The organism is Afipia massiliensis, from assembly GCF_001006325.2.
Taxonomy (GTDB): domain Bacteria; phylum Pseudomonadota; class Alphaproteobacteria; order Rhizobiales; family Xanthobacteraceae; genus Afipia; species Afipia massiliensis_A.
This window is the reverse complement of the sequence record NZ_LBIA02000001.1, coordinates 4,033,895-4,056,968: the sequence shown is the minus strand read 5'-3', so window position 1 is coordinate 4,056,968 and position 23,074 is coordinate 4,033,895. Positions and strand designations below refer to the sequence as shown.

The following is a 23,074-nucleotide window of genomic DNA, read 5'->3' as shown; positions in this document are numbered from 1 at the left end:
GGCCATCCGGCTGCCTTATTCCGACTACCTTTTGTTCAAACTCTGTTCAGGCGGCGCGGGTTTGACTGTGCCGTTGGGCTGAACGAGGGACACGTCTCATGCGCGGGATGATCAGGCTTTTTGCGGCAGCACTGGCTTTCGCTGCCATGGCGTCGGCGCTTCACGCACAAACTCCACCGCCTGCGCAAGGCCAGCAAAGCCGCATCGCGCTGGTCATCGGCAACGGTAACTATCAGGGATCGCCGCTGGCGACAGCCGCCAACGATGCGGGCCTGATCGCCCAGACATTGCAGGCGGCGGGCTTCGATGTGGTCGGCGCGCGCGATCTCGACGGCGAGACGCTGCGGCAGACGTTCCGCGACTTCATCCAGAAGGCGCAGAAAGCGGGGCCGAACACCGTCGCGATGGTTTATCTCGCGGGTTACGGCCTGCAGCTCGCTGGCGAGAACTACTTCGTACCCGTCGATGCGGCCATGGCGCGCGACACCGACGTTCCGGTCGAAGGCCTGCGTATCGGGGATTACATCCGCCAGTTGTCGGCGCTGCCGCTAAAGGCCAACATCGTCGTGGTTGATGCGGCCTACAATCATCCGTTCGCGAAGGAAGGCCAGCCGCTCGCGGGCGGTCTTGCGTTGATCGAGCCGGAGCCGAAAGGTCTGATCGCATTCAACGCGGCCCCCGGAACGGTGGCGCCGAATCCGACCGGCAACTACGGGCCTTACGCGCAGGCGCTGGCGGAAATGATCCGCACCGGCGGCATTCCGCTTCCCGAGATTTTCAACCGCACCCGGCTGCGGGTCAACGACGTGACCAAGGGCGCACAAGTGCCATGGGATGCGCAGAAGCTTGAGGGCGACTTCCTGTTCTTCGAGCGCGCGCCGGATGCACCGCCGCTTCAGGCCGATCAGTCAGCGCGATCCAAGCCGATCCGTGATCTCGATGCGAAGGACGCCTATATCGCAGCGCTCGAACGTGACACGATTGCCGACTACGAGGCGTTCCTCGCCGCCTATCCGGACGATCCGATGGCGAAGCGGGTGAGGGCGATCATCGCCGCGCGTCGCGAGGCGGTCACATGGCGGCAAACCTACCGCGCCAACACCCAGCAGGCTTACTGGTCGTATCTGAAGCGCTATCCGAAGGGGCCGCATGCTGCGGATGCGCGCCGTCGGCTCGCCAACATTGCTGCGGCGCTGGAGCCGCCGCCGGTATTCGACGAGTACGCATACGACGTGCCGCCACCGCTCGACTATGAGTACGAGTACGTCTACCGGCCGTATCTGATGTTCGACGATCCTGTATTTGGATTCGCCTTGCCGCCACCGGTGCCGGTGTTCTTCCTGCCGCCGCCGCCGGACGATTTCATCGTGCTCGATCCGCCGATTTATTACGCGGATGTCTACTATCTGCCGCAGCCGATCTTCATTCCGATCCCGATCTTCATCCGTCCGCCGATCTATGTGCGGCCGCCGGTGAACCGGTTCCTGTTCGCCAACATTCACAACAGGAATGTCATCAACACCGTCATCAACCGGCGTCCGCCGGACGCAGGCATCAGACCGGGACGACCCGACGGTCAGGTTGGGCCGGGAGGTCGGCCGGGCCGGCCGGGTGGACCGCGCGATGCGGCAGTTACCCGACCCGCGTTTGCGCCGGGTTTGCCGCCGGCGGCCACGCGAAAAGCGAACCTGATTCGTCAGGGCAAGGTGGCTCCGCCTCCGGGCGTTCTGCCGGTTGCAGCCGGTGCCGGCCGTCCGGGAGCCCCGGGACTGGCACGACCTGGGCAGGATCAGAAGCCCGGCGGCGTTCAACCGGGCAATCTTCGGCCGGGTAATGTGCTGCCGGGTCAAACTCCAGGCGCCGGACCGGATGGACGGCCCCGACCGGGAGCACGCCCGTTGCCGAGCACCTTGCCGGCTCCCGGCGTGACCGGACCGCAACCGGGTCAGGATGCACGCCCGGGCCGACCCGACCGGCCGGGGCGACCCGACCGGGGTTCCGACGGCAAGCCGGGAGTCGCGTCGCCATCCGTGCAGCCGGGGACTGTCGCCCCGTCCGGGCCGGTGGCAAGGCCGGGCCGCCCCGAGCGGCCTCCTGCCGTACAGCCGCGGCCGCAAATTCAGAGGCCGACGGCTGCGCCTCGGCCTGAAGTCGCGCCACGGCCACAAGTCCAGCGGCCCCAGTTCCAGCGGCCGGCTGCACCGCCTCAGCGTCCGCAGATGGCACCAAGGCCGCAACCGCAGTTCCAGCGACCTGCCGCGCCACCGCGACCCCAGATGGCACCGCGACCGCAGCCTCAGTTTCAGCGGCCGGCGCCGCAAATGGCTCCGCGACCGCAAATGGCGCCACGGCCCCAGATGGCCCCGCGTCCGGCTCCGGCTGCGCCGCCGCCACGGGCGGCTCCTCCTCCGCCAAGGCCCGCACCGGCCGCAAGGCCTGTCAGGCCTCCAGGTTGAGAGGCGCGCGTCGGCGAGTGCCTCGCTGAAATCGGCAGCTTCCGGCCGCAAAATCGGCCGGATTTGCTTGCTTAACCACAGTGGCGTGGGTATAAGCCGCGCATCTCACACGGAAGCATGGCTCTAAAAAGCCGTCCGGTGGCAACCGGGCCAAGTACTTTTGTCATTCGTGACTTTTGTCGTTGGCTTGTCTTGCTCACACGCTTCCGGAGGAACCAACCGGAGAATTGAACTATGGCGCTTCCTGAATTTTCTATGCGTCAGCTCCTTGAAGCTGGCGTGCACTTTGGTCACCAGTCCCACCGATGGAATCCGAAGATGGCGGATTACATCTTCGGTGCCCGCAACAACATTCACATCATCGATCTCGCGCAGACCGTGCCGCTGCTTCACCGCGCGCTGCAGGCTGTCAGCGACACCGTCGCCAAGGGCGGCCGCGTGCTGTTCGTCGGCACCAAGCGTCAGGCACAGGACGGCGTGGCAGAAGCCGCGAAGCGCTCCGCGCAGTACTTCGTCAACTCGCGCTGGCTCGGCGGCACGCTGACCAACTGGAAGACCGTTTCCGGTTCGATCAAGCGTCTGCGCCAGCTCGACGAGATGCTGGGTTCGGGCGAAGGCCATCAGTACACCAAGAAGGAGCGCCTTACGCTGACGCGTGAGCGCGACAAGCTTGACCGCTCGCTTGGCGGCATCAAGGACATGGGCGGCTTGCCCGACCTGATCTTCGTGATCGACACCAACAAGGAAGACATCGCGATCCAGGAGGCCCAGCGCCTTAATATCCCGGTGGCCGCGATCGTCGATACCAATTGCGATCCGAAGGGCATCACCTACGTGGTTCCCGGCAACGACGACGCCGGCCGCGCGATCTCGCTGTATTGCGACCTCATCGCGCGCGCGGTGATCGACGGCATTTCGCGCGCCCAGGGCGGTGCTGGCATCGACATCGGCGCAATGGCCAATCCTGTTCCGGAAGCTGTCGCGCCTGCGAAGTCGGAAGGCTTCCAGGGTCTTGCCGGTCCGCGCGGCGTTGCCGACGACCTCAAGAAGCTCACCGGCGTGTCCGGCGCGATCGAGAAGAAGTTCAACGACCTCGGCATCTTCCACTACTGGCAGCTTGCCGAACTCGATCACGATACCGCCCACAAGATCGGCGAAGAAGTCGGCCTTCCGGCGCGTGCCGACGGCTGGGTCGCCCAGTCGAAGGCACTGACCGCGGAAGCGGAATAAGCCTCATACGTATCGCGCGGCCGGTTCATTCCGGCCGCGACTTCCCCCGACGGCGCGTATTGGTTCTGCGACCAGATTACGCGCAAGCTTATATGTAAATCCTGCGCGTCGAATCCGGCTTGCCAGCACACGCTGCGCCGCGCGGCCCGCACAGGCAAAGGACATCCCACGATGGCAACGATCACTGCAGCGATGGTCAAGGATCTGCGCGAGAAGACCGGCGTAGGCATGATGGACTGCAAGCAGGCGCTGAACGAAACCAGCGGCGACATGGAAGCCGCCATCGACTGGCTGCGCAAGAAGGGCCTTTCGAAGGCCGCCAAGAAGGCCGGCCGCGTTGCTGCGGAAGGCCTGATCGCGGCCATCACCGCGGGCACCAAGGGCGTCGTCGTTGAGGTCAACTCCGAGACCGACTTCGTTGCGCGCAACGAACAGTTTCAGGGCCTCGTGAAGATGGTCGGTCAGGTCGCGCTCAAGACCGGCACCGACGTCGAGAAGATCAAGGCCGCCAAGGTTGGCGACATCACCGTGGAGCGCGCGATCGCCGACGCAATCGCCACCATCGGCGAAAACATGACGCTGCGCCGCGCGGCCGAACTCTCGGTCAGCGATGGCGTGATTGCGAGCTACATTCATAACGCCGTGTTCGACGGCCTCGGCAAGATGGGCGTGCTCGTCGCGCTCGAATCGACCGGCGCGAAGGATGAACTGGCGACCCTCGGCCGTCAGATCGCGATGCACGTCGCTGCCGCCAATCCGCAGGCGCTCGATGCCGCAAGCCTCGATCCTGAGGTTGTGCGCCGCGAGAAGGACGTCATGGCGGACAAGTATCGTCAGCAGGGCAAGCCGGACGCGATGATCGCGAAGATCGTCGAATCGGGTCTGAAGACCTATTACAAGGAAGTGACCCTGCTGGAGCAGGCGTTCATTCACGACAACGCCAAGACGGTGGCGCAGGCTGTGAAGGATGCTGAGGGTAAGGTCGGCGCGCCTATCAAGGTGACCGGCTTTGTGCGCTATGCTCTCGGCGAGGGAATCGAGAAGCAGGAATCCGATTTCGCCGCTGAAGTCGCCGCCGCTGCCGGGCAGGGGTAACGAGACGACGCGCGTCGATCGGAGTTCTGAGCGCATTCAGCAAAGGGGCACCCTGTTTTGCTCCGGAATGTACTCAATTCGAAAGAGTGAGCGATCGTATGGGTGAACCGGCTTATCGACGTGTCGTGGTCAAGGTGTCCGGCGAGTATCTCGCCGGGGACCAGTCCTTCGGTATTCACCAGCCCACCATCGACCGGATCGCCGGCGACCTCATCAAGGCCCGCGAGCTCGGAGTTGAGATCGCCGTCGTCGTCGGCGGCGGTAACATTTTCCGCGGCGTTGAGGTCTCGTCCCGCGGTGTGTCCCGCACCACCGGCGACACGATGGGCATGCTTGCCACCATCATGAACTGTCTCGCGCTGGAATCGGCGCTCGAGCGCAAGGGTCAGTCAGCGCGAGTGCTGTCGGCTTTCGTCATGCCGCAGGTCTGCGAGCTGTTCACGCGCAGCGCTGCTCACCGATATCTCGCCGAGGGCCGTATCGTCGTGCTCGCCGGCGGCACCGGCAATCCGTACTTCACCACCGACACCACGGCGGTCTTGCGCGCGGCCGAAATCGGCGCGCAGGCGGTTCTCAAGGCCACCAACGTGGACGGGGTCTACAGCGCCGATCCGAAGAAGGACCCAGCCGCCAAGCGATTCGAACGGCTGAGCCATTCGCAGGCGGTGGAAGGCGGCTATAAGGTGATGGATGCGACGGCCTTCGCGCTTGCCCGCGAGACATCGTTGCCTATCATCGTGTTCTCGATCGCGGAGCCGGGGTCGATCGGCGCCGTTCTGGCCGGCAAGGGCAAGAGCACGATTGTCGCCGGGTGACGCGCTGCGATTTCCGGAGCGCGTAAGCGGAAAATTTGAGCCTGAACAATAAGATACGCGATGCGGCCAAGACGTTGAGCCGCATCAGACTTGAAGGAGTAGCATCGCATGGCCGCCGGGAATTTCGATATCAACGATTTGAAGCGCCGGATGGAGGGCGCGATCAACGCGCTCAAGCACGAACTCGGCGGACTGCGTACCGGCCGTGCTTCTGCATCGATGGTCGAGCCCGTGCAGGTTGAAGCCTACGGCAGTCATATGCCGCTCAATCAGGTGGCGACGGTCAGCGTGCCGGAACCACGTCTGATCTCGGTTCAGGTCTGGGACAAGTCGATGGTGAAAGCGGTGGAGACCGCTATCGTCAACTCGAACCTCGGCCTCAGCCCGGCGACCGAAGGCCAGGTCATTCGCCTGCGAATTCCCGAACTCAACGAAGAACGCCGCAAGGAACTCGTGAAGGTCGCGCACAAGTACACCGAGGCTGCGCGCGTTGCCGTGCGCCACGTGCGCCGCGACGGCCTTGATGTGCTCAAGAAGCTCGAGAAGGATCATCAGATCTCCGAGGACGACGAGAAGCGCCTTTCGAACGAAGTTCAGAAGGCGACCGATGCTGCCATCGCCGACGTCGACAAGGCGCTTGCGACCAAGGAAAAAGAAATTCTCACGGTTTAAGAGATCGCTCGATGTCGAACGGCGCCATGCCAAAGCCAGAGGAATCGGATCGTGCCGATGCGCCGCGGCATGTTGCGATCATCATGGATGGCAACGGACGCTGGGCGGCGGCGAGGGGACTGCCCCGCGCCGAAGGGCATCGCCGCGGCGTCGATGCGCTCCGCAAGGTGGTGCGCGCGACGTACGAACTCGGGATTTCCTATCTCACGATCTTTTCGTTCAGTTCCGAGAACTGGTCGCGGCCCGCGAGCGAGATCGGCGATCTGTTCGGTCTGCTGCGCCGCTTCATCCGCAACGATCTTGCGACGCTGCACGCCGATGGCGTCCGCGTTCGGGTGATCGGTGAGCGCGGCGGACTCGAGTCCGATATCTGCGCGCTTCTGACTGAAGCCGAGGACCTGACGCGAAACAACACGCGGCTGACGCTCGTTGTCGCCTTCAACTACGGCTCGCGGCAGGAGATCGCCAACGCCGCGCAGCGGCTTGCGCGCGAAGTCGCGGAAGGCAAGCGCGATCCGGCGACAATCACGACCGACGTGCTCGGCAGCTATCTCGATACCTCGGAGATTCCCGATCCCGATCTGATCATCCGCACCAGCGGCGAGCAACGGCTGTCGAATTTCCTGATGTGGCAGGCCGCGTACAGCGAGTTGGTATTCGTTCCGATTCACTGGCCGGATTTCGACAAGGCCGCGCTCGAAGGCGCGATTGCCGAATACGCCACCCGCGAGCGGCGTTTCGGCGGCCTGGTCGCCAAGAACGTTGCAAAGACCGGATCGTGAGCGGCGTGGCCCCGGATACGCCAGCGACACCGGAGACTGCCAAAGGCTCGAGCAATCTCTTCATGCGCGTCGTTGCGGCGCTAGTCATGGCTCCGCTGACCATTGCGATCGCGTGGATCGGCGGCTGGCCGTGGGCCTGCATCGTGATCGCCGCCGCCGGATTGCTGTATTTCGAGTGGCTGATGATCGTCGGTGCATCCGGCAACCGGCTGGCCGTCGCAGCAGGAATAGCCGCGCTCGCGGTTGCGGGCGTGTGTCTGATGATGCGACGGACGGACCTCGCACTCGGGATCGTGGCTGTGGGGATCGCGCTCGCCGCTGTTGCCGGACGCGGACAGCGCGGCTGGGTTGCAAGCGGACTGGTTTATGCCGCTGCTGCTCTGATGGCAGCTATTGTTGTCCGGCGCGACGCTGACTTCGGATTCGTCGCGCTGATGTTCGTGCTGCTGGTCGTCTGGGTGACCGATATCGGCGGTTACTTTGCGGGACGTGGCATCGGCGGACCGAAACTTTGGCCGCGCGTCAGCCCGAAGAAGACATGGGCGGGCGCAATCGGCGGACTGGTGCTCGGCCTTGCCGTTGCAGCGGTGTTCGCTGGGCTCGGGTTCGGCAGCATGCTTGCGCTGCTTCTGCTCGGTGCCGTGCTGTCGATCGTTTCGCAACTCGGCGATCTGTTCGAATCCGCGATCAAGCGCCGTTTCGACGTCAAGGACTCGAGCCACATCATTCCCGGTCACGGCGGCTTGCTGGACCGGCTCGACGGTTTCGTTGCGGCGATTGTTTTCGCTGCTCTCATTGGGTTAATGCGCGGCGGCCTCGATGGCGTCGGTCGCGGTTTCATGGTTTGGTGATGTGATGAACGCTGTTCCGTTGCGTAACAACAAAGCCGCAGACTCTGCGATGCGGACCATTACGGTGCTCGGCGCCACCGGTTCGATCGGCGACAGCACGATGGACCTGCTGCGGGCGTCGCCGGAGCGCTATCAAGTCGAAGCGCTGACAGCCAACAGCAACGTCGAGGGACTGGCCAAGCTCGCGAAGGAATTCGGTGCGCGGTTTGTCGCCGTGGCCGATGCATCGAAGCTCGGTGAATTGCGGGACGCGCTCGCCGGAACGAACATTGCGTACGGCGCAGGCGAAAGCGCCATCATCGAGGCAGCCGAGCGTCCGGCGGATTGGGTGATGGCTGCGATCAGCGGAGCGGCGGGGTTGAAGCCCGCGCTCGCGGCAGCGGATCGCGGCGCGACCATCGCACTCGCCAACAAGGAATGCCTCGTTTGCGCCGGCGATTTCTTCATGGATCGTGCCGCGAAAGCGGGCGCGTGCATTCTGCCTGCGGATTCCGAACACAACGCGCTGTTTCAGGCGCTCGCATCCGGCAACCGCGAAGAGCTGGTTCGCGTCATCATCACCGCGTCCGGCGGGCCGTTCCGCACCTGGAAAGCGGCCGACATCGCGCAGGCCACTTTGGCGCAGGCGCTGAAGCATCCGAACTGGAGCATGGGCCAGAAAATCACCATCGATTCCGCATCGATGATGAACAAGGGGCTTGAGGTAATCGAAGCCTCTTATCTGTTCGCCCTGTCGCCCGATGAAATCGATGTGCTGGTGCATCCGCAGTCCATTGTTCACGGCATGGTCGAGTTCTCCGACCGTTCCGTGATGGCGCAGCTCGGCACGCCCGACATGCGCACGCCGATTGCGCACTGCCTCGGCTGGCCGGATCGCATCGTAGGGCGCGCGGCGACGCTGGATCTCGCGAAAATCGGCTCGCTGACCTTCGAGGCGCCGGATTACGACCGGTTCCCCGGACTGAAACTCGCCTATGACGCACTGCGCACCGGCAATGGCGCAACGACCGTCTACAACGCGGCGAACGAAGTCGCTGTGGCGGCTTTCGTCGCCCAGAAGATCCGGTTTGGCGGCATCGCACAGCTCGTCGAGGCGACCATGAACAACTGGGTGCGGGCAGGGAATCTCGCGCCGCTGACGTCAGCCGATGACGCGATTTCCGTTGACCATGATGCACGAAATAGTGCGGTCACCCTCTTGCCTCAAATTGCCTTAAAGGCATCCTAGAGCGTTGGGGATCGGGCCGGACGGCCTGCTGGTGAGGGATAGGGTTGTGGATTTTTTCCTGAGTGGTTTCAATACGTTGAGTCATGGCCTGATCGGCTACATCATTCCCTTCCTGTTTGTCCTGACCATCGTTGTCTTCTTCCATGAGCTTGGCCATTTCCTGGTCGCCCGCTGGGCCGGGGTGAAGGTCTTGACGTTCTCGCTCGGTTTCGGTCCGGAACTGTTCGGTTTCAACGACCGTCACGGCACCCGCTGGAAGGTGTCGGCGATTCCGCTGGGCGGCTACGTCAAGTTTTTCGGCGACGAATCTGAAGCCAGCACGCCTTCCGCCGATACGCTCCAGACCATGACGGCCGACGAGCGCAAGGTCAGTTTCCATCACAAGGGCGTTGGCGCCCGCGCCGCGATCGTGGCAGCGGGTCCGATCGCGAACTTCCTGCTCGCGATCGTGATTTTCGCGGCGCTCTTCACGTTCTTCGGCAAGCCGAGCCAGACCGCGCGCGTCGATTCCATTCAGGAAAACAGCGCCGCTGCGGCCGCAGGCTTCAAGCCCGGTGACATCGTGACCGGGATCAACGGCGACGCGATCGAAAGCTTCACCGAGATGCAGCGCATCGTCAGCACCAAGGCGGGCACGCCGCTGGTGTTCACCGTCAAGCGCGGCGACGAAACCGTAAAGCTGAACGGAACGCCTCAGCTTAAGGAAATCAAGGATACGTTCGGCAACGTCCACCGGGTAGGTATCCTGGGAATCACCCGTGCCACGGGCCCCGGCGATACCGTCACTAAGCCCGTGAACCCGGCGACCGCTGTCTGGCTGGGCGTCAAGGAAACCTGGTTCGTCGTTGACCGCACCGTTTCGTATATCGGTGGAATTTTCACCGGCCGGGAGAATGCGGATCAGGTTGGCGGACCGATCCGGATCGCCCAGATCTCCGGGCAGGTGGCCACGATCGGCCTTTCGGCCCTGATTCACCTCGCCGCGGTCCTTTCGGTTTCCATCGGCCTGTTGAACCTGTTTCCAGTGCCGCTTCTGGATGGCGGACACCTTTTGTTCTATGCAGTCGAAGCCATTCGCGGGAAGCCGCTGTCGGAGCGGTCGCAGGAGCTTGGCTTCCGCGTCGGATTGGCGCTGGTGCTGATGTTGATGTTGTTCGCGACCTACAACGACATCCTGCATCTGGCCTCGTCCTGATTGAGGCTTTTTTACAGGCGTGGCCGATCAGCAACGTCTTGTTGGGAAATTGGAATTGCCCTGCGAAAGGACGTTTGCCCATTAGGCAAAATTGGCTACAAGCAGTGCAATATTTGGGGAATCTCCCGGCCCGGAAACGGATCGGCTTTGGAATGACAAGGGCGCCTGGCGCATGATGGTTGGATTGCGAGTGTTAAGGGGTGGTTTGGCCGCCGCCCTGATCATGATTGCTGTGCCGGTTGCCGCAGTGGCGACCGCGTCGCTCGTGTCGTCGCAGGCCGTCGCCCAGACCGCGGCTTCCATTGGTGTGGAAGGCAACCGCCGGATCGAAGCCGATACCATCCGTTCCTACTTCAAGCCCGGCCCCAGCGGCCGCCTCGACAGCGCTCGCATCGACGACGGTCTGAAGGCCCTGATCGAGACCGGCCTGTTCCAGGACGTGAAGATCAATCAGGCCGGTGGTCGGCTGGTCGTTGTGGTCGTTGAAAACCCGGTCATTGGCCGGGTGGTTTTCGAAGGCAACAAGAAGGTCAAGGATGAGCAGCTTAGCGCCGAAGTTCAGTCGAAGGCGCGTGGAACGCTGTCGCGGGCGATGGTTCAGTCCGACACCGCACGCATTACCGAAATTTATCGCCGCAACGGCCGTTACGACGTGAAGGTCGAGCCCAAGATCATCGAGCAGCCGAACAATCGCGTCGATCTGGTCTTCGAAGTCACCGAAGGCGCCAAGACTGGCGTGAAGTCGATCGATTTCGTCGGCAACAAGGCTTATTCGTCCTACCGGCTGAAGGACGTCATCAAGACGCGCGAAAGCAACTTCCTCAGCTTCCTCGGTTCCGGCGACGTTTACGACCCGGACCGCATCGAAGCGGACCGCGATATCCTGCGCAGGTACTACCTCAAGAACGGTTACGCCGACGTCCAGATCGTCGCGGCGCTGACCGAGTATGATCCTGAGCGCAAGGGATTCCTCGTCACCTTCAAGATCGAGGAAGGCCAGCAGTATCGTGTCGGTTCTGTCGACTTCCAGTCCAGCATTGCTTCATTCGACGGAAACTCGCTCCGCAGCCTGTCGCGTGTCAGCGTGGGCTCTATCTACAACGCCGAAGCCGTTGAAAAATCGGTCGAGGAAATGTCGATCGAGGCGTCACGCCGCGGTTATGCGTTCGCAACCGTGAAGCCGCGTGGTGACCGCAATTTCGAAGCGCACACCGTTTCGATCGTGTTTGCGATCGAAGAAGGCCCGCGCACTTACATCGAGCGAATCAATGTTCGCGGCAACACGCGAACCCGCGACTACGTCATTCGCCGCGAGTTCGATATTTCCGAAGGCGATGCTTACAACCGTGCGCTGGTCGATCGCGCCGAGCGTCGCCTGAAGAACCTCGACTACTTCAAGGTCGTGAAGATCGTCCCTGAACCAGGTTCGTCAACCGACCGCGTCGTTCTGAATGTTGATATTGAAGAGAAGTCGACCGGCGACTTCTCGGTGTCCGGCGGCTACTCGACGGCGGACGGCTTCCTCGGCGAAGTCAGTATTTCGGAACGCAACCTGCTGGGTCGTGGCCTGTATGCAAAGGCGTCTGTTCAGTATGGCCAGCGCACGCAGGGCTATCAGCTGTCGTTCGTCGAGCCTTATCTGCTCGGCTACCGCGTGGCGCTGGGTCTCGACTTCTATCAGCGCAAGCAACTCGCTTCGACCTACGTGTCCTACGATTCGAAGTCGATCGGCTTCAGCCCGCGCCTCGGCTTCCAGCTGCGTGAAGATTTGAACCTGCAGCTGCGCTATTCGATCTCGCAGCAGGAAATCACGCTGCCGTCGTATCTGACGAATTGTAACAATTTCGGCGCGGGCATCCCGGGCAGTACTTACTACCCCACACCTGCCTATCTTGGAGCGGGCGGGGACCCAGTTAACCCCAACGGGGGCCCTAATTTCTCCGCTTCCAACAACTGCTTTGCAGACGGCGAAGCTTCGGTTGCTGTGAAGCAGGGACTTTCCAGGGGAGCCGTCACGACGTCGGCGCTGGGCTACACGCTCGCCTACAACACCCTCGACAACAACAAGGACCCAACCACCGGTATCCTTGCGACCGTGAACCAGGATTTCGCCGGCGTTGGCGGCGACGTCAGCTACCTGAAGACGGTCGGCGACGTGAAACTGTATACGCCAATCGTGTCGGACGTTGTCGGCGTGCTTCGTCTTCAAGGCGGCGTGCTCACTGATACGGGCAAGGGCATCCGCATGCTGGATCATTTCCAGATGGGTCCGAACCTCGTTCGCGGCTTCGCACCCGTCGGTATCGGTCCACGCGACATCACGCAGGGCACTTATCAGGACGCTTTGGGCGGCACGAAGTACTGGGGCGCCTCGGCTGAAATGCAGATGCCGTTCTGGTTCCTGCCCAAGGAGATTGGCCTGAAGGGTGCAGTGTATGCCGACGCTGGTTCGCTGTTCGACTACCAGGGCGCGACCTCTCTGGTGGGTTCATGTGGCGGCACTCCCCTGCAGAACGCTCAAAACCAGTGTCTCACGGTTGGCGGCGATGATGGATTGATCCGGTCATCGGTTGGTGTCGGCTTGATCTGGCAGTCGCCGTTCGGACCGTTGCGCTTCGACTATGCGGTCCCACTGACCAAGGGTAAGTTCGACCGGACCCAGGAATTCCGGTTCGGCGGCGGTACGTCATTCTGAGCTCAAACCGGGCTCGCACTTAACACAGCGGGTTCCAGCCGTCCGGTTGGAACCCGCTCAAGTATTTTGTTGCAGGCATTTTCCTTCTGCGGTCCGGAGTTCGCGTCGCGGGAAAGTGCATTTTCCTGACCGCGGCGGGTGGAATGACGCAGGGGACATTCTTTAAACGTCCTTCACCGGTGACGCTGGCAGACCTTGCTGCGTCGACCGGTGCGCAGCTTGCCGACCCATCGTGCGCCGGCAAGGTCATCGCGGGAGCGGCATCGCTGGACCGCGCGGGGCCCGCTCATCTGACATTCTGCGAAAGCAAGAAATACGCGGCTCAGCTGGAACAGACGCATGCCGGCGCGTGTCTGGTGAACGAGCGTATGGAGGGCAGCGTTCCCCCGCATGTCGCGGTTCTGCGCGTCGCCGAGCCATACAAGGCCTTTGTCGCGGTGATGCGGTCGCTTTATCCCGATACCCTGCGTCCTGCATCGTGGTTCGACAACAGTGGTGTCGCGGCCGGTGCGGTGGTGCATCCGTCCGCGTATCTCGAGGACGACGTCGTGGTCGATCCGCTCGCGGTCATCGGACCGGATGTCGAAATCGGCTCCGGAACCGTGATCGGGTCGGGTGCGGTGATCGGGGCGGGTGTCCGGATCGGCCGGGACTGCAATATCGGCGCGAATGCGTCGGTCCTTTGCGCCTTCATCGGCAACGAGGTCATCATCCATCCCGGCTGCCGTATTGGTCAGGACGGGTTCGGGTACCTGATGGGCGCGAGAGGGCATCAGAAGGTGCCGCAGGCCGGGCGGGTCATCATCCAGAACGGGGTGGAGATCGGCGCCGGGACGACGGTGGACAGGGGCGCCCTGAATGACACCGTGATCGGCGAGGGCAGCAAGATCGACAACCTGGTCCAGATCGGCCACAACGTGACCATCGGGCGGAACTGCATCGTCGTCAGCCAGAGCGGGATTGCGGGCAGTTCGACGCTCGGTGACGGGGTTATCCTCGGGGCGCGGATCGGCGTGAGCGATCACGCCACCATCGGCGACGGGGCGCAGATCGCGGCACGCAGCAGCGTCGTCGGCGACGTGCCTCCGGGCGCGCGCTGGGGCGGCTCGCCGGCCAAGCCGATCAAGCAGTTCTTTCGCGAGCTGTTTGAGGTGGAGCGTCTGGGCCGGGAAGGCAGTGCGAAATTGAAATCGAAGCCGTCCGGTTCGGGCGACGAGGAACAGACATAATGGACGAGAAGGCGCCAATCACCATCGAGGCCGTGGATATCGGGCAGATCCTGAAAACTCTGCCGCATCGCTATCCCATGCTGCTGATCGACAGGGTGATCGATATCCGCAAGGATTTCAGCGGAATCGGTATCAAGAACGTATCCGCGAACGAACCGCAGTTTCTTGGGCATTTCCCTGGTCGTCCGATCTATCCGGGCGTCCTGATGATCGAGGGCATGGCGCAGACCGCCGGCGTCATCGGCATGCTGTCGACCGAAACAGATCGTCCAACGGCGGTGTATTTTCTGACCATCGACAAATGCAAGTTTCGCAAGCCGACGGGGCCGGGCGATATCATCCACTATCATATGAAGCTTGTGACGCGGCGGCGGGACATGTGGTGGTTTCACGGCGACGCCAAGGTTAACGGCGAAGTGGTCGCGGAAGCCGATGTCGGCGCGATGCTGGCCGACTGACGCGCCTTGTCATCATGCGTAACAATTGATGACCATGCGCGTGCCGTCTTTCATTCCAGATGATGGACGGGCTTGCACTATAACGATGTCATATCGTCTGCACGGCTAGTTTTCGGCTGAGCGAAAGGCATGCAGGCAAGAGGGGCTGATGAGCAAGATCGATCCAACGGCGCGAATTGAGGATGGAGCCATCATCGGAGATGGAGCCTCAATTGGTCCTTACTGTGTCGTGGGACCGAACGTGACGATCGGCGCGGACTGCAAGCTGCACGCCCATGTCAACATCGCCGGTCAAACCACACTCGGCGCAGGCTGCACAGTTTATCCATTCGCTTCGCTCGGAACACCGCCGCAGTCTTCGGGGCACCGTGGGGAAGTGACGAGGCTCGAGATAGGCGAAAGCTGCATGATCCGTGAATCTGTCACGATCAACACAGGTACGGTCGCCGGAGGCGGCATCACCCGCATCGGCGCGCGCGGATTTTTCATGGCCTATAGTCACGTCGCGCACGATTGTCAGCTCGGCAACGATGTCATTCTTGCCAACGGGGTGCAACTCGGCGGCCATTGCGAAGTCGGAGACTATGTATTTGTAGGCGGCCTGTCAGCGGCGCATCAATTTGTCCGGATCGGAGCCCAGGCCATGATCGGCGGTGTTTCGGGGTTGCGGCACGACGTCATTCCCTACGGTCTTGCGAGCGGGCAGTTCGCGCACCTCGAAGGATTGAACGTGGTCGGCATGCGGCGGCGCAAGTTCACCCACAAGCGCCTGCAGCTTGTGCGTGAATTCTATCAGCAACTCTTCCATGGCGGCGGCGTCTTTTCCGACCGGCTTACGGCTGCGCGACCAATGGCTGACAGTGACCCTGCGATCGCGGAAATTCTGACGTTCATCGATGACGGCAACAAGCGTCCGCTCTGCATGGCCCATAACAATCCCAACAAATCAACCGAGCGCGCTCACCTCGAAACGCGATGACAGCAGGCCCCGAAATATCCGCGACAGTCGGCATCATTGCAGGAGGCGGTGTGCTGCCGTTCTCGGTCGCGGAGGCGCTGCGCGCACGGGGGATCGCGCCGTTTATATTTGCCGTCAGGGGCTTTTGCGATCCGGTTCGCGTGACGCAGTTTCCGCATCATTGGGTTGCGCTCGGTCAGGTCGGCCGGCTGACCCGGCTGATACGGTCCGAAGGATGCCGTGACATCGTGTTCCTCGGCGGGATGGTGAGGCCCGCATTGTCGGACGTTCGTCTTGACTGGGGCACCGTGCGCGCCATACCCGCGATCGCAGCGGCGCTGCGCGGCGGCGACGATCATCTGCTGACGGGCGTCAGCCGAATTTTCGAGCGCCATGGCTTTCGCGTCGTTGGCATCGGAGACGTCGCGCCTGAACTGCTGATGCCGGAAGGAAGCCTCACACGCCGGGTTCCTGACGCTGACGCTCTGGCTGACATTGCAAAAGGACGCGACCTGCTGCGGGCGCTTGGCCCCTTCGACGTCGGTCAGGCGGTCGTCGTCGTTGACGGTCACGTTGTCGCTGTTGAAGACATCGAGGGTACGGACGCCCTTCTGGCCCGGGTCGCGCGACTGCGGGAGGAGAAGCGAATTCGCGCCAAGGCGGGCCGCGGTGTGCTGGTCAAGACGCCGAAGACCAGCCAGGACTTGCGCTTCGATCTGCCGACGCTCGGCCCGAGGACCATTGACGGAATCGTGGCCGCGGGTCTTGCCGGCATCGGTACCGTTGCCGGACATTCGCTCGTTGCGGAGGCCGATGTGATGACCGCGAAGGCCGATCAGGCCGGGCTGTTCGTCACGGGATTGCCGTTGTGAGTACGAGCGCCGCTCATGCTGACGCACCACGAACGATATTCCTGATCGCTGCGGAGGAATCCGGCGACCGGCTCGGCGCAGGACTGATGATGGCGTTGCGCGAACGGCTCGGACCTGCGGTGAGGCTGGTCGGGATCGGCGGCCGCCACATGGCAGAGCAGGGGCTCGTATCGCTGGTTTCAGTTGAGGGATTGTCGATCATTGGTTTTGCTTCGATCCCGAAGAAGCTGCCGATGATCCTTCAGCGTCTTCGTGATGCGACCGACGCAGTCCTGAACGAGCATCCCGATGTACTGGTGCTGATCGACAGCCCGGACTTCACCCACCGTGTGGCCCGGCGCGTTCGTGCCCGCGATCCGTCGATCCCTGTCGTGAACTATGTTCCGCCCACTGTCTGGGTCTGGCGAGGCGGTCGCGCGAAGAAGATGCGCGCCTATGTCGACCAGGTTCTCGCGGTGTTGCCGTTCGAGAGAGAAGTTCACCGCAAGTTGGGTGGTCCGCCGTGCAGCTACGTCGGGCATCCCTTGCTGGACGAACTCGATGCGTTGCGACCGAATGCGCAGGAACTGGCGCGCAGGACCGCCGCGCCGCCGCTGCTGGTCGTGTTACCGGGAAGCCGCCGCAGCGAGATCAAGCGCAACATGGCGATCTTTGGCGAAACGCTGCGGCTGTTGCGCTCTCAGGGTGTGACGTTCGAGCCGGTACTGCCGACCACACCCGAATTGCTGGACAGCGTCCGCGTCGCCGCTGAAAGCTGGCCGGTGCAGCCGAGGATCGTCGTCAGCGACAGTGACAAGAGGGCTGCGTTTCGGACGGCGCGCGCCGCGCTCGCGAAGTCCGGCACAGTGACACTGGAGCTGGCGTTGGCCGGCGTGCCGATGGTGACGGCCTATCGCGTCACGGAGATCGAAGCCTTCGTTGCGCGCCGCGTGATCCAGACGTCATCGATCATTCTGGCCAATCTCATCCTTGGCGAAAACGTGATCCCCGAATTCCTGCAGCAGGATTTCACGGCGGAAAAACTCGCGCCGGCATTGCGGGACATTCTGGGCGATACGCCTGCGCGGCAGCGGCAGGTGGAGGCCTTCGGCCGGCTGGAGCAGATCATGTCCACGGGCGGCAAGCGGCCGAGCGAACTGGCCGCGGACGGCGTGATCGCGGCGCTTCGCTAACTACGTCGCTTGCCAGCACGCAAAGAAAAAGGCCGGTGAAGAGCACCGGCCTTTTTGCTGAGAGTGGTGTTGCGCTTACTTGCGCTTGTCGATCCCGACATAGTCGCGAGTGGTCGCGCCGGTGTAGAGCTGGCGCGGACGGCCGATCTTCTGCTGCGGGTCCTGGATCATTTCGCTCCACTGGCTGATCCAGCCGACGGTGCGCGCGACCGCGAACAGCACGGTGAACATCGAGGTGGGGAAACCCATCGCCTTCAGCGTGATGCCCGAATAGAAATCGACGTTCGGATAGAGCTTGCGCTGGATGAAGTATTCGTCGCTCAGCGCGATCTTCTCGAGTTCCATGGCGACGTGGAGCAGCGGGTCGTTCTGGTGGCCGGTTTCCGCCAGCACCTTGTGACACATCTGCTGCATGATCTTCGCGCGCGGATCGTAGTTCTTGTAGACGCGGTGGCCGAAGCCCATCAGGCGGACGGTGCTGTTCTTGTCCTTCACCTTGGCGATGAATTCCGGAATCTTGTCCACGGTGCCGATCTCGGCCAGCATCTGCAGCGCGGCTTCGTTCGCGCCGCCGTGAGCCGGTCCCCACAGGCAGGCGATGCCGGCGGCGATACAGGCGAACGGATTGGCGCCGGACGAACCCGCGATGCGCACGGTCGATGTCGACGCGTTCTGCTCGTGGTCGGCGTGAAGGATGAAGATCTTGTCCAGGGCTTCCGCCATCACTGGATTGACCTTGTAATCCTCGCACGGCACCGCGAAGCACATGCGCAGGAAGTTCGATGCGAAATCGAGCGAGTTCTTCGGATACACGAAGGGCTGGCCAATGTTGTACTTGAAGGCCATCGCAGCCAGCGTCGGGATCTTCGCGATCATCCGTATCGAGGCGACCATCCGCTGGTGCGGATCGTTGATGTCGGTCGAGTCGTGATAGAACGCGGCCAGAGCGCCGACCGAGGCCACCATGACGGCCATCGGGTGAGCATCGCGGCGGAAGCCCTGGAAGAAGCGAGCGACCTGCTCATGAACCATCGTGTGGTTCGTGACGCGCTGATCGAAGTCTTCCTTCTGCGCCTTGCTCGGCAGTTCGCCGTACAGCAGCAGGTAACAGGTCTCGAGGAAGTCGCCTTTCTGGGCGAGCTGTTCGATGGGGTAACCGCGATACAGCAGGATGCCTTCGTCGCCGTCGATGTAGGTAATCTTGGATTCGCAACTACCGGTCGAGGTAAAGCCGGGGTCGTAAGTGAACATCCCGGTCTGGGCGTAAAGCTTGCTGATGTCGATGACGTCCGGCCCGACCGTGCCGGTCATCACCGGGAAATCGACGGTCTTCCCTTCAACCGTCAGCGTTGCTTTTTTGGTGTTGGTCTTTGCATCCATCGTGAAGTCCCCGGTAAGTGTTGCTCAGGGCGAGTGACGCTTACGGCCATATAGGGACGTAGGCGCTTTATTCCAGAAGTGTGGCCGAATGGGTAGCTTATTGCTGTGTGCGCTGCAAGATAGGTAGGCTGCACCTAAAGTTTGGGCAGCCTTGCACCAGTGTGGCGGTTCGCGAGCCCGCTGTATCCCTGACGCGGGGGGCGTTTTGCGGGCTTGCGAACCAAAGCCACACTGGAATTATAGTTTGCCAGTGTCCTTTCGAATCCGAAGTTCGCTACAGGCCGGGCTGCAAAATGAGGCGAACTTCGGATTCGGGACACTGGCGTTTGTTATCCTAGGGCCTGATCTTGCAGGCGATCCAGGCAGGTTTGCCTGCCCAATACGGCCAAAACATCGAAGATTCCGGGGGAGGTGGTCCGTCCGGTCAGAGCCACGCGCAGCGGTTGTGCAATCGCTCCGAGTTTGAGGTTCTTTGCCTCGGCAAAGGTTCGCATGGCGGCCTCGGCGGTATCTGCTGCCCACGGAGTGACCGTTTCCAGCACCGAGCGAAGTTCCCCGATCAGCTTGCGCGTGTCGGGCGTGAGGACCGCTGCGGCCTTTGGCTCGAGCTCCAGCGGCCGGTCGGCAAAGATGAAGTTCGAACTGTCGATCAGCTCAATGATGGTCTTTGCGCGCTCTTTCAGGCCCGGCATGGCCGCAAGCAACTGGGCGCGGGTCGTGTCGTTCAGCTTGGCGCGGATGGCTGCGCCGTTGGGGACGAACTGGAGCACATCCTCGAAGGCCGCCACCAGCGCCTTGTCGTCGGCGTTGCGGATGTAATGGCCGTTGAGGTTTTCGAGCTTGGCGAAATCGAACCGCGCGGCGGAGCGCCCGATCGCCGGCAGGTCGAACTCCTTGATCATCTCCTCGGTCGAGAAGATTTCCTGATCGCCGTGGCTCCAGCCGAGACGCACGAGGTAGTTCCGGAGCGCTTCCGGCAGGTATCCAAGGGCGCGATAGGCATCGACGCCGAGCGCGCCATGCCGCTTCGACAGCTTGGAGCCGTCCGGGCCATGGATCAGTGGAATGTGAGCCATCACCGGAACGGTCCAGCCGAGGGCATCGTAGATGTGCTTCTGGCGTGCGGCGTTGATCAGGTGGTCGTCGCCGCGAATGACGTGGGTGACGCCCATGTCATGATCATCCACCACCACGGCCAGCATGTAGGTGGGGTTGCCGTCGGAGCGCAGCAGCACGAGGTCATCGAGATTTTCGTTCTGCCAGACCACGCGACCCTGAACCTGATCCTCGATCACGGTCTCGCCGGTCTGGGGCGCGCGAAGGCGGATGACGGGCTTGAGGTCGGCAGGCGCTTCGGACGGATCGCGGTCGCGCCAGCGGCCGTCGTAACGGATCGCGCGGCCCTCGGCCTTGGCGGCCTCGCGCATCTGCGTCAGTTCCTCTGGCGTCGCGTAGCAGCGATAGGCCTTGCCGTCCGCGAGCAACTGCTCGGCAACTTCACGATGCCGCGCGGCGCAGGAGAACTGATAGATCGTCTCGTCGTCCCACTCGATCCCGAGCCATTTCAGGCCGTCGAGGATCGCCGTGATGGCGGCATCGGTCGAGCGCTCGCGGTCGGTATCCTCGATCCGCAGCAGCATCCGGCCAGCCCGTTTGCGTGCGTAAAGCCAGTTGAACAGCGCGGTGCGCGCGCCGCCGATGTGGAGGAAGCCGGTCGGGGACGGCGCAAAGCGGGTAACAACGGTTTCGGTCATTTCGGGCGGTTCGATCCATCTCGGTCAGGTTATCGGCGGGCGTTTATCACAACAACGGCACACTGTCTCAGCGGGATTTGCAGAGGATTTTACACGCTCGGGTTACCCGATCCGGGGTTCTGCCAGCAAAACGTCCGGTCAGGTCACCGCCGGGCGGCACTTGGCGTGGCCTCCCGGATTTGGCACATAGGGCCCAATGTCCTGAATTCGAAGTTCGCCCCATTTTGCGGCATCTTCCGTAGCGAACTTCGAATTCAAAAGGACATTGGAAGCTGTATTTCCAGTGTGGCTTCGGTTCGCAAGCGCGCAAAGGAATGTGCTGCGAAATGATGCGGGCTTGCGAACCGCCACACTGGGTTGAAAGGGTACCAATGACTGACGAATCGCCTTCGACCGCGGGCCGCGATTTCATCCGCGATATTGTCGCTGCGGATCTGGCCTCGGGGCGTGAAAAGGGCGTGGTGACGCGCTTTCCTCCGGAGCCCAACGGATACCTGCATCTCGGCCATGCCAAGTCGATCTGCCTGAACTTCGGGATCGCCGAAGAATTCGGCGGCCGCTGTCATCTGCGTTTCGACGACACCAACCCGACCAAGGAAGAACAGGAATACATCGACGCCATCGAGCGCGACGTGCGCTGGCTTGGTTTCGAGTGGGGCGAGCATCTGCATTTCGCGTCGGATTATTTCGAGCAGCTTTATGCCTGGGCGCAACACCTGATCCGCACCGGCAAGGCCTATGTCGACGACCAGTCGCAGGAAGAGATTCGGCTGACGCGCGGAACCCTGACCGAGCCGGGACAAAACAGCCCGTTCCGCGAGCGTCAGGTCGATGAAAATCTCGACCTGTTCGCGCGCATGCGCGCAGGAGAATTTCCGAACGGGGCGCGCGTGCTGCGCGCCAAGATCGACATGACGTCGGGCAACATCAACCTGCGCGACCCGGTGTTGTATCGCATCCTCCATGCGCATCATCCGCGCACCGGAAGTGCGTGGAACATCTATCCGAGCTACGATTTCGCGCACGGCCAGTCCGATGCGATCGAGCACATTACGCATTCGATCTGCACGCTGGAATTCGAGGATCACCGGCCGCTCTACGATTGGTGCCTCGAAAATCTTCCGGTGCCGTCGCGGCCGCACCAGTATGAGTTCGCGCGTCTCAACGTGACCTACACGCTGCTGTCCAAGCGCGTGCTCACCGAACTGGTGCGCGGCGGCCATGTGTCTGGTTGGGACGATCCGCGCATGCCGACGCTTGCGGGCCTGCAGCGGCGCGGCATTCCGGCGGAGGCGCTGCGGGAGTTCGTCAAGCGCATCGGTGTGGCCAAGGCGAACAGCACCGTGGACATCGGCATGTTCGATTTCGTGGTGCGCGAGGTATTGAACAAGACCGCGCCCCGCCGCATGGCAGTGCTGAATCCGCTCAAGGTGGTGATCGAGAATTTTCCCGAAGGGCAGGTCGAAAAGCTCGAAGCTATCAACCATCCCGACGATCCGTCGCAGGGCGCGCGGCAGATTCCGTTCGGCCGCGAGCTTTACATCGAGCGCGACGATTTCATGGAAGAGCCGCCGAAGAAGTTCTTCCGTATGGCGCCGGGCCGCGAGGTGCGGCTGCGCTACGGCTATTTCATCACCTGCCGCGACGTCATCAAGAACGCGGCAGGCGAGGTGGTCGAACTGCGTTGCACCTACGATCCCGCAACCAAGGGCGGCAATGCGCCCGACGGACGCAAGGTCAAGGCGACGATCCACTGGGTCAGCGCGACGGAAGCTGTGCCAGCGGAGGTGCGGCTTTACAATCTGCTGTTCACCACGCCACAGCCCGACGCCGCGAATTTCGCGTCGCAGATCAATCCGGAGTCGCTCGAAACCGTCACCGCGATGCTGGAGCCGGCGCTGGCGAGCGACAATTTCGAAGGCGCGATACAGTTCGAACGGCAGGGATATTTCTGCCGCGACAAGGACTCCGCGCCGGGCAAGCTGGTCTTCAACCGCACCGTCGGTCTGCGCGACACCTGGGCCAAGGTCTCGGCAGGGAGCTAGAGATACCGACGCGCTGCAAGCTTTCGTACTTCGTCTTTGCGAGGAGCACTTGCGACGAAGCAATCCAGTTCTTGTTTTCCCAAAGGTGGATTGCTTCGCTTCGCTCGCAATGACGGCCTGTCTCTCGTTTTAATGACCGCATTTCCGGTCAATTTTTCAGGACGGGGCATCTAAAGAATATATGCGT

General features: G+C 62.3%; 18 protein-coding genes. 16 read left to right on the top strand and 2 right to left on the bottom strand.

The features are described from left to right. The first annotated feature begins 98 nt into the window (after positions 1-98). From YH63_RS19500 to lpxB, 15 genes are all read left to right on the top strand, one after another. A complete protein-coding gene (locus YH63_RS19500; RefSeq protein WP_046829957.1) occupies positions 99-2,456 on the top strand; it encodes a caspase family protein in 2,358 nt (785 codons plus the stop codon). A 234-nt stretch (positions 2,457-2,690) separates the two neighbouring features. Beyond that, positions 2,691-3,686, top strand: coding sequence for a 30S ribosomal protein S2 (locus tag YH63_RS19495; protein ID WP_046829956.1), 996 nt, complete (start codon positions 2,691-2,693; stop codon positions 3,684-3,686). A gap of 171 nt (positions 3,687-3,857) precedes the next feature. Continuing rightward, positions 3,858-4,781, top strand: a complete 924-nt coding sequence (tsf, locus tag YH63_RS19490) for a translation elongation factor Ts (protein WP_046829955.1) — start codon at positions 3,858-3,860, stop codon at positions 4,779-4,781. A gap of 98 nt (positions 4,782-4,879) precedes the next feature. Further along, positions 4,880-5,596: a UMP kinase gene (gene pyrH / locus YH63_RS19485; RefSeq protein WP_046829954.1), complete on the top strand. Its 717-nt coding sequence runs from the start codon at positions 4,880-4,882 to the stop codon at positions 5,594-5,596. Between the two features lie 108 nt (positions 5,597-5,704). Further along, a complete protein-coding gene (gene frr, locus YH63_RS19480) occupies positions 5,705-6,268 on the top strand; it encodes a ribosome recycling factor (RefSeq protein WP_046829953.1) in 564 nt (187 codons plus the stop codon). 11 nt (positions 6,269-6,279) lie between these two features. Continuing rightward, complete coding sequence (locus YH63_RS19475) at positions 6,280-7,050, top strand: isoprenyl transferase (protein WP_046829952.1); 771 nt, start codon at positions 6,280-6,282, stop codon at positions 7,048-7,050. After that, the gene (locus YH63_RS19470) at positions 7,047-7,901 is read left to right on the top strand and encodes a phosphatidate cytidylyltransferase (RefSeq protein ID WP_433995103.1); all 855 of its coding nucleotides are present in this window, start codon (positions 7,047-7,049) and stop codon (positions 7,899-7,901) included. The genes YH63_RS19475 and YH63_RS19470 overlap by 4 nt, the downstream gene beginning before the upstream one ends. Before the next feature lie 4 nt (positions 7,902-7,905). Continuing rightward, the gene (dxr, locus tag YH63_RS19465) at positions 7,906-9,129 is read left to right on the top strand and encodes a 1-deoxy-D-xylulose-5-phosphate reductoisomerase (RefSeq protein WP_046830311.1); all 1,224 of its coding nucleotides are present in this window, start codon (positions 7,906-7,908) and stop codon (positions 9,127-9,129) included. Between the two features lie 46 nt (positions 9,130-9,175). Continuing rightward, positions 9,176-10,324, top strand: coding sequence for a M50 family metallopeptidase (locus tag YH63_RS19460; protein WP_046829950.1), 1,149 nt, complete (start codon positions 9,176-9,178; stop codon positions 10,322-10,324). 172 nt (positions 10,325-10,496) lie between these two features. Next, positions 10,497-13,019: an outer membrane protein assembly factor BamA gene (gene bamA, locus YH63_RS19455; protein ID WP_046829949.1), complete on the top strand. Its 2,523-nt coding sequence runs from the start codon at positions 10,497-10,499 to the stop codon at positions 13,017-13,019. Positions 13,020-13,162: 143 nt separating this feature from the next. Further along, entirely contained in the window at positions 13,163-14,248 is a 1,086-nt protein-coding gene (gene lpxD / locus YH63_RS19450; protein ID WP_046829948.1) for a UDP-3-O-(3-hydroxymyristoyl)glucosamine N-acyltransferase, read from the top strand. Beyond that, positions 14,248-14,706, top strand: coding sequence for a 3-hydroxyacyl-ACP dehydratase FabZ (fabZ, locus tag YH63_RS19445; RefSeq protein WP_046829947.1), 459 nt, complete (start codon positions 14,248-14,250; stop codon positions 14,704-14,706). Before lpxD ends, fabZ begins: the two co-directional genes overlap by 1 nt. A gap of 148 nt (positions 14,707-14,854) precedes the next feature. After that, entirely contained in the window at positions 14,855-15,685 is an 831-nt protein-coding gene (gene lpxA / locus YH63_RS19440) for an acyl-ACP--UDP-N-acetylglucosamine O-acyltransferase (protein WP_046829946.1), read from the top strand. After that, the gene (locus YH63_RS19435) at positions 15,682-16,536 is read left to right on the top strand and encodes an LpxI family protein (protein ID WP_046829945.1); all 855 of its coding nucleotides are present in this window, start codon (positions 15,682-15,684) and stop codon (positions 16,534-16,536) included. Before lpxA ends, YH63_RS19435 begins: the two co-directional genes overlap by 4 nt. Continuing rightward, positions 16,533-17,708: a lipid-A-disaccharide synthase gene (lpxB, locus tag YH63_RS19430; RefSeq protein ID WP_046829944.1), complete on the top strand. Its 1,176-nt coding sequence runs from the start codon at positions 16,533-16,535 to the stop codon at positions 17,706-17,708. The genes YH63_RS19435 and lpxB overlap by 4 nt, the downstream gene beginning before the upstream one ends. Before the next feature lie 75 nt (positions 17,709-17,783). On the opposite strand, the gene gltA is transcribed toward lpxB, so the two are convergent. Both gltA and gltX read right to left on the bottom strand, forming a co-directional pair. Beyond that, positions 17,784-19,088 (bottom strand): citrate synthase, encoded by a 1,305-nt coding sequence (gene gltA, locus YH63_RS19425; RefSeq protein WP_046829943.1) that lies wholly within the window; start codon positions 19,086-19,088, stop codon positions 17,784-17,786. A 329-nt stretch (positions 19,089-19,417) separates the two neighbouring features. Continuing rightward, the gene (gltX, locus tag YH63_RS19420; RefSeq protein ID WP_046829942.1) at positions 19,418-20,842 is read right to left on the bottom strand and encodes a glutamate--tRNA ligase; all 1,425 of its coding nucleotides are present in this window, start codon (positions 20,840-20,842) and stop codon (positions 19,418-19,420) included. Between the two features lie 371 nt (positions 20,843-21,213). Here gltX and YH63_RS19415 point away from each other — a divergent pair, with 371 nt between their 5' ends. Then, complete coding sequence (locus YH63_RS19415; protein ID WP_046829941.1) at positions 21,214-22,887, top strand: glutamine--tRNA ligase/YqeY domain fusion protein; 1,674 nt, start codon at positions 21,214-21,216, stop codon at positions 22,885-22,887. Positions 22,888-23,074: the final 187 nt, after the last annotated feature.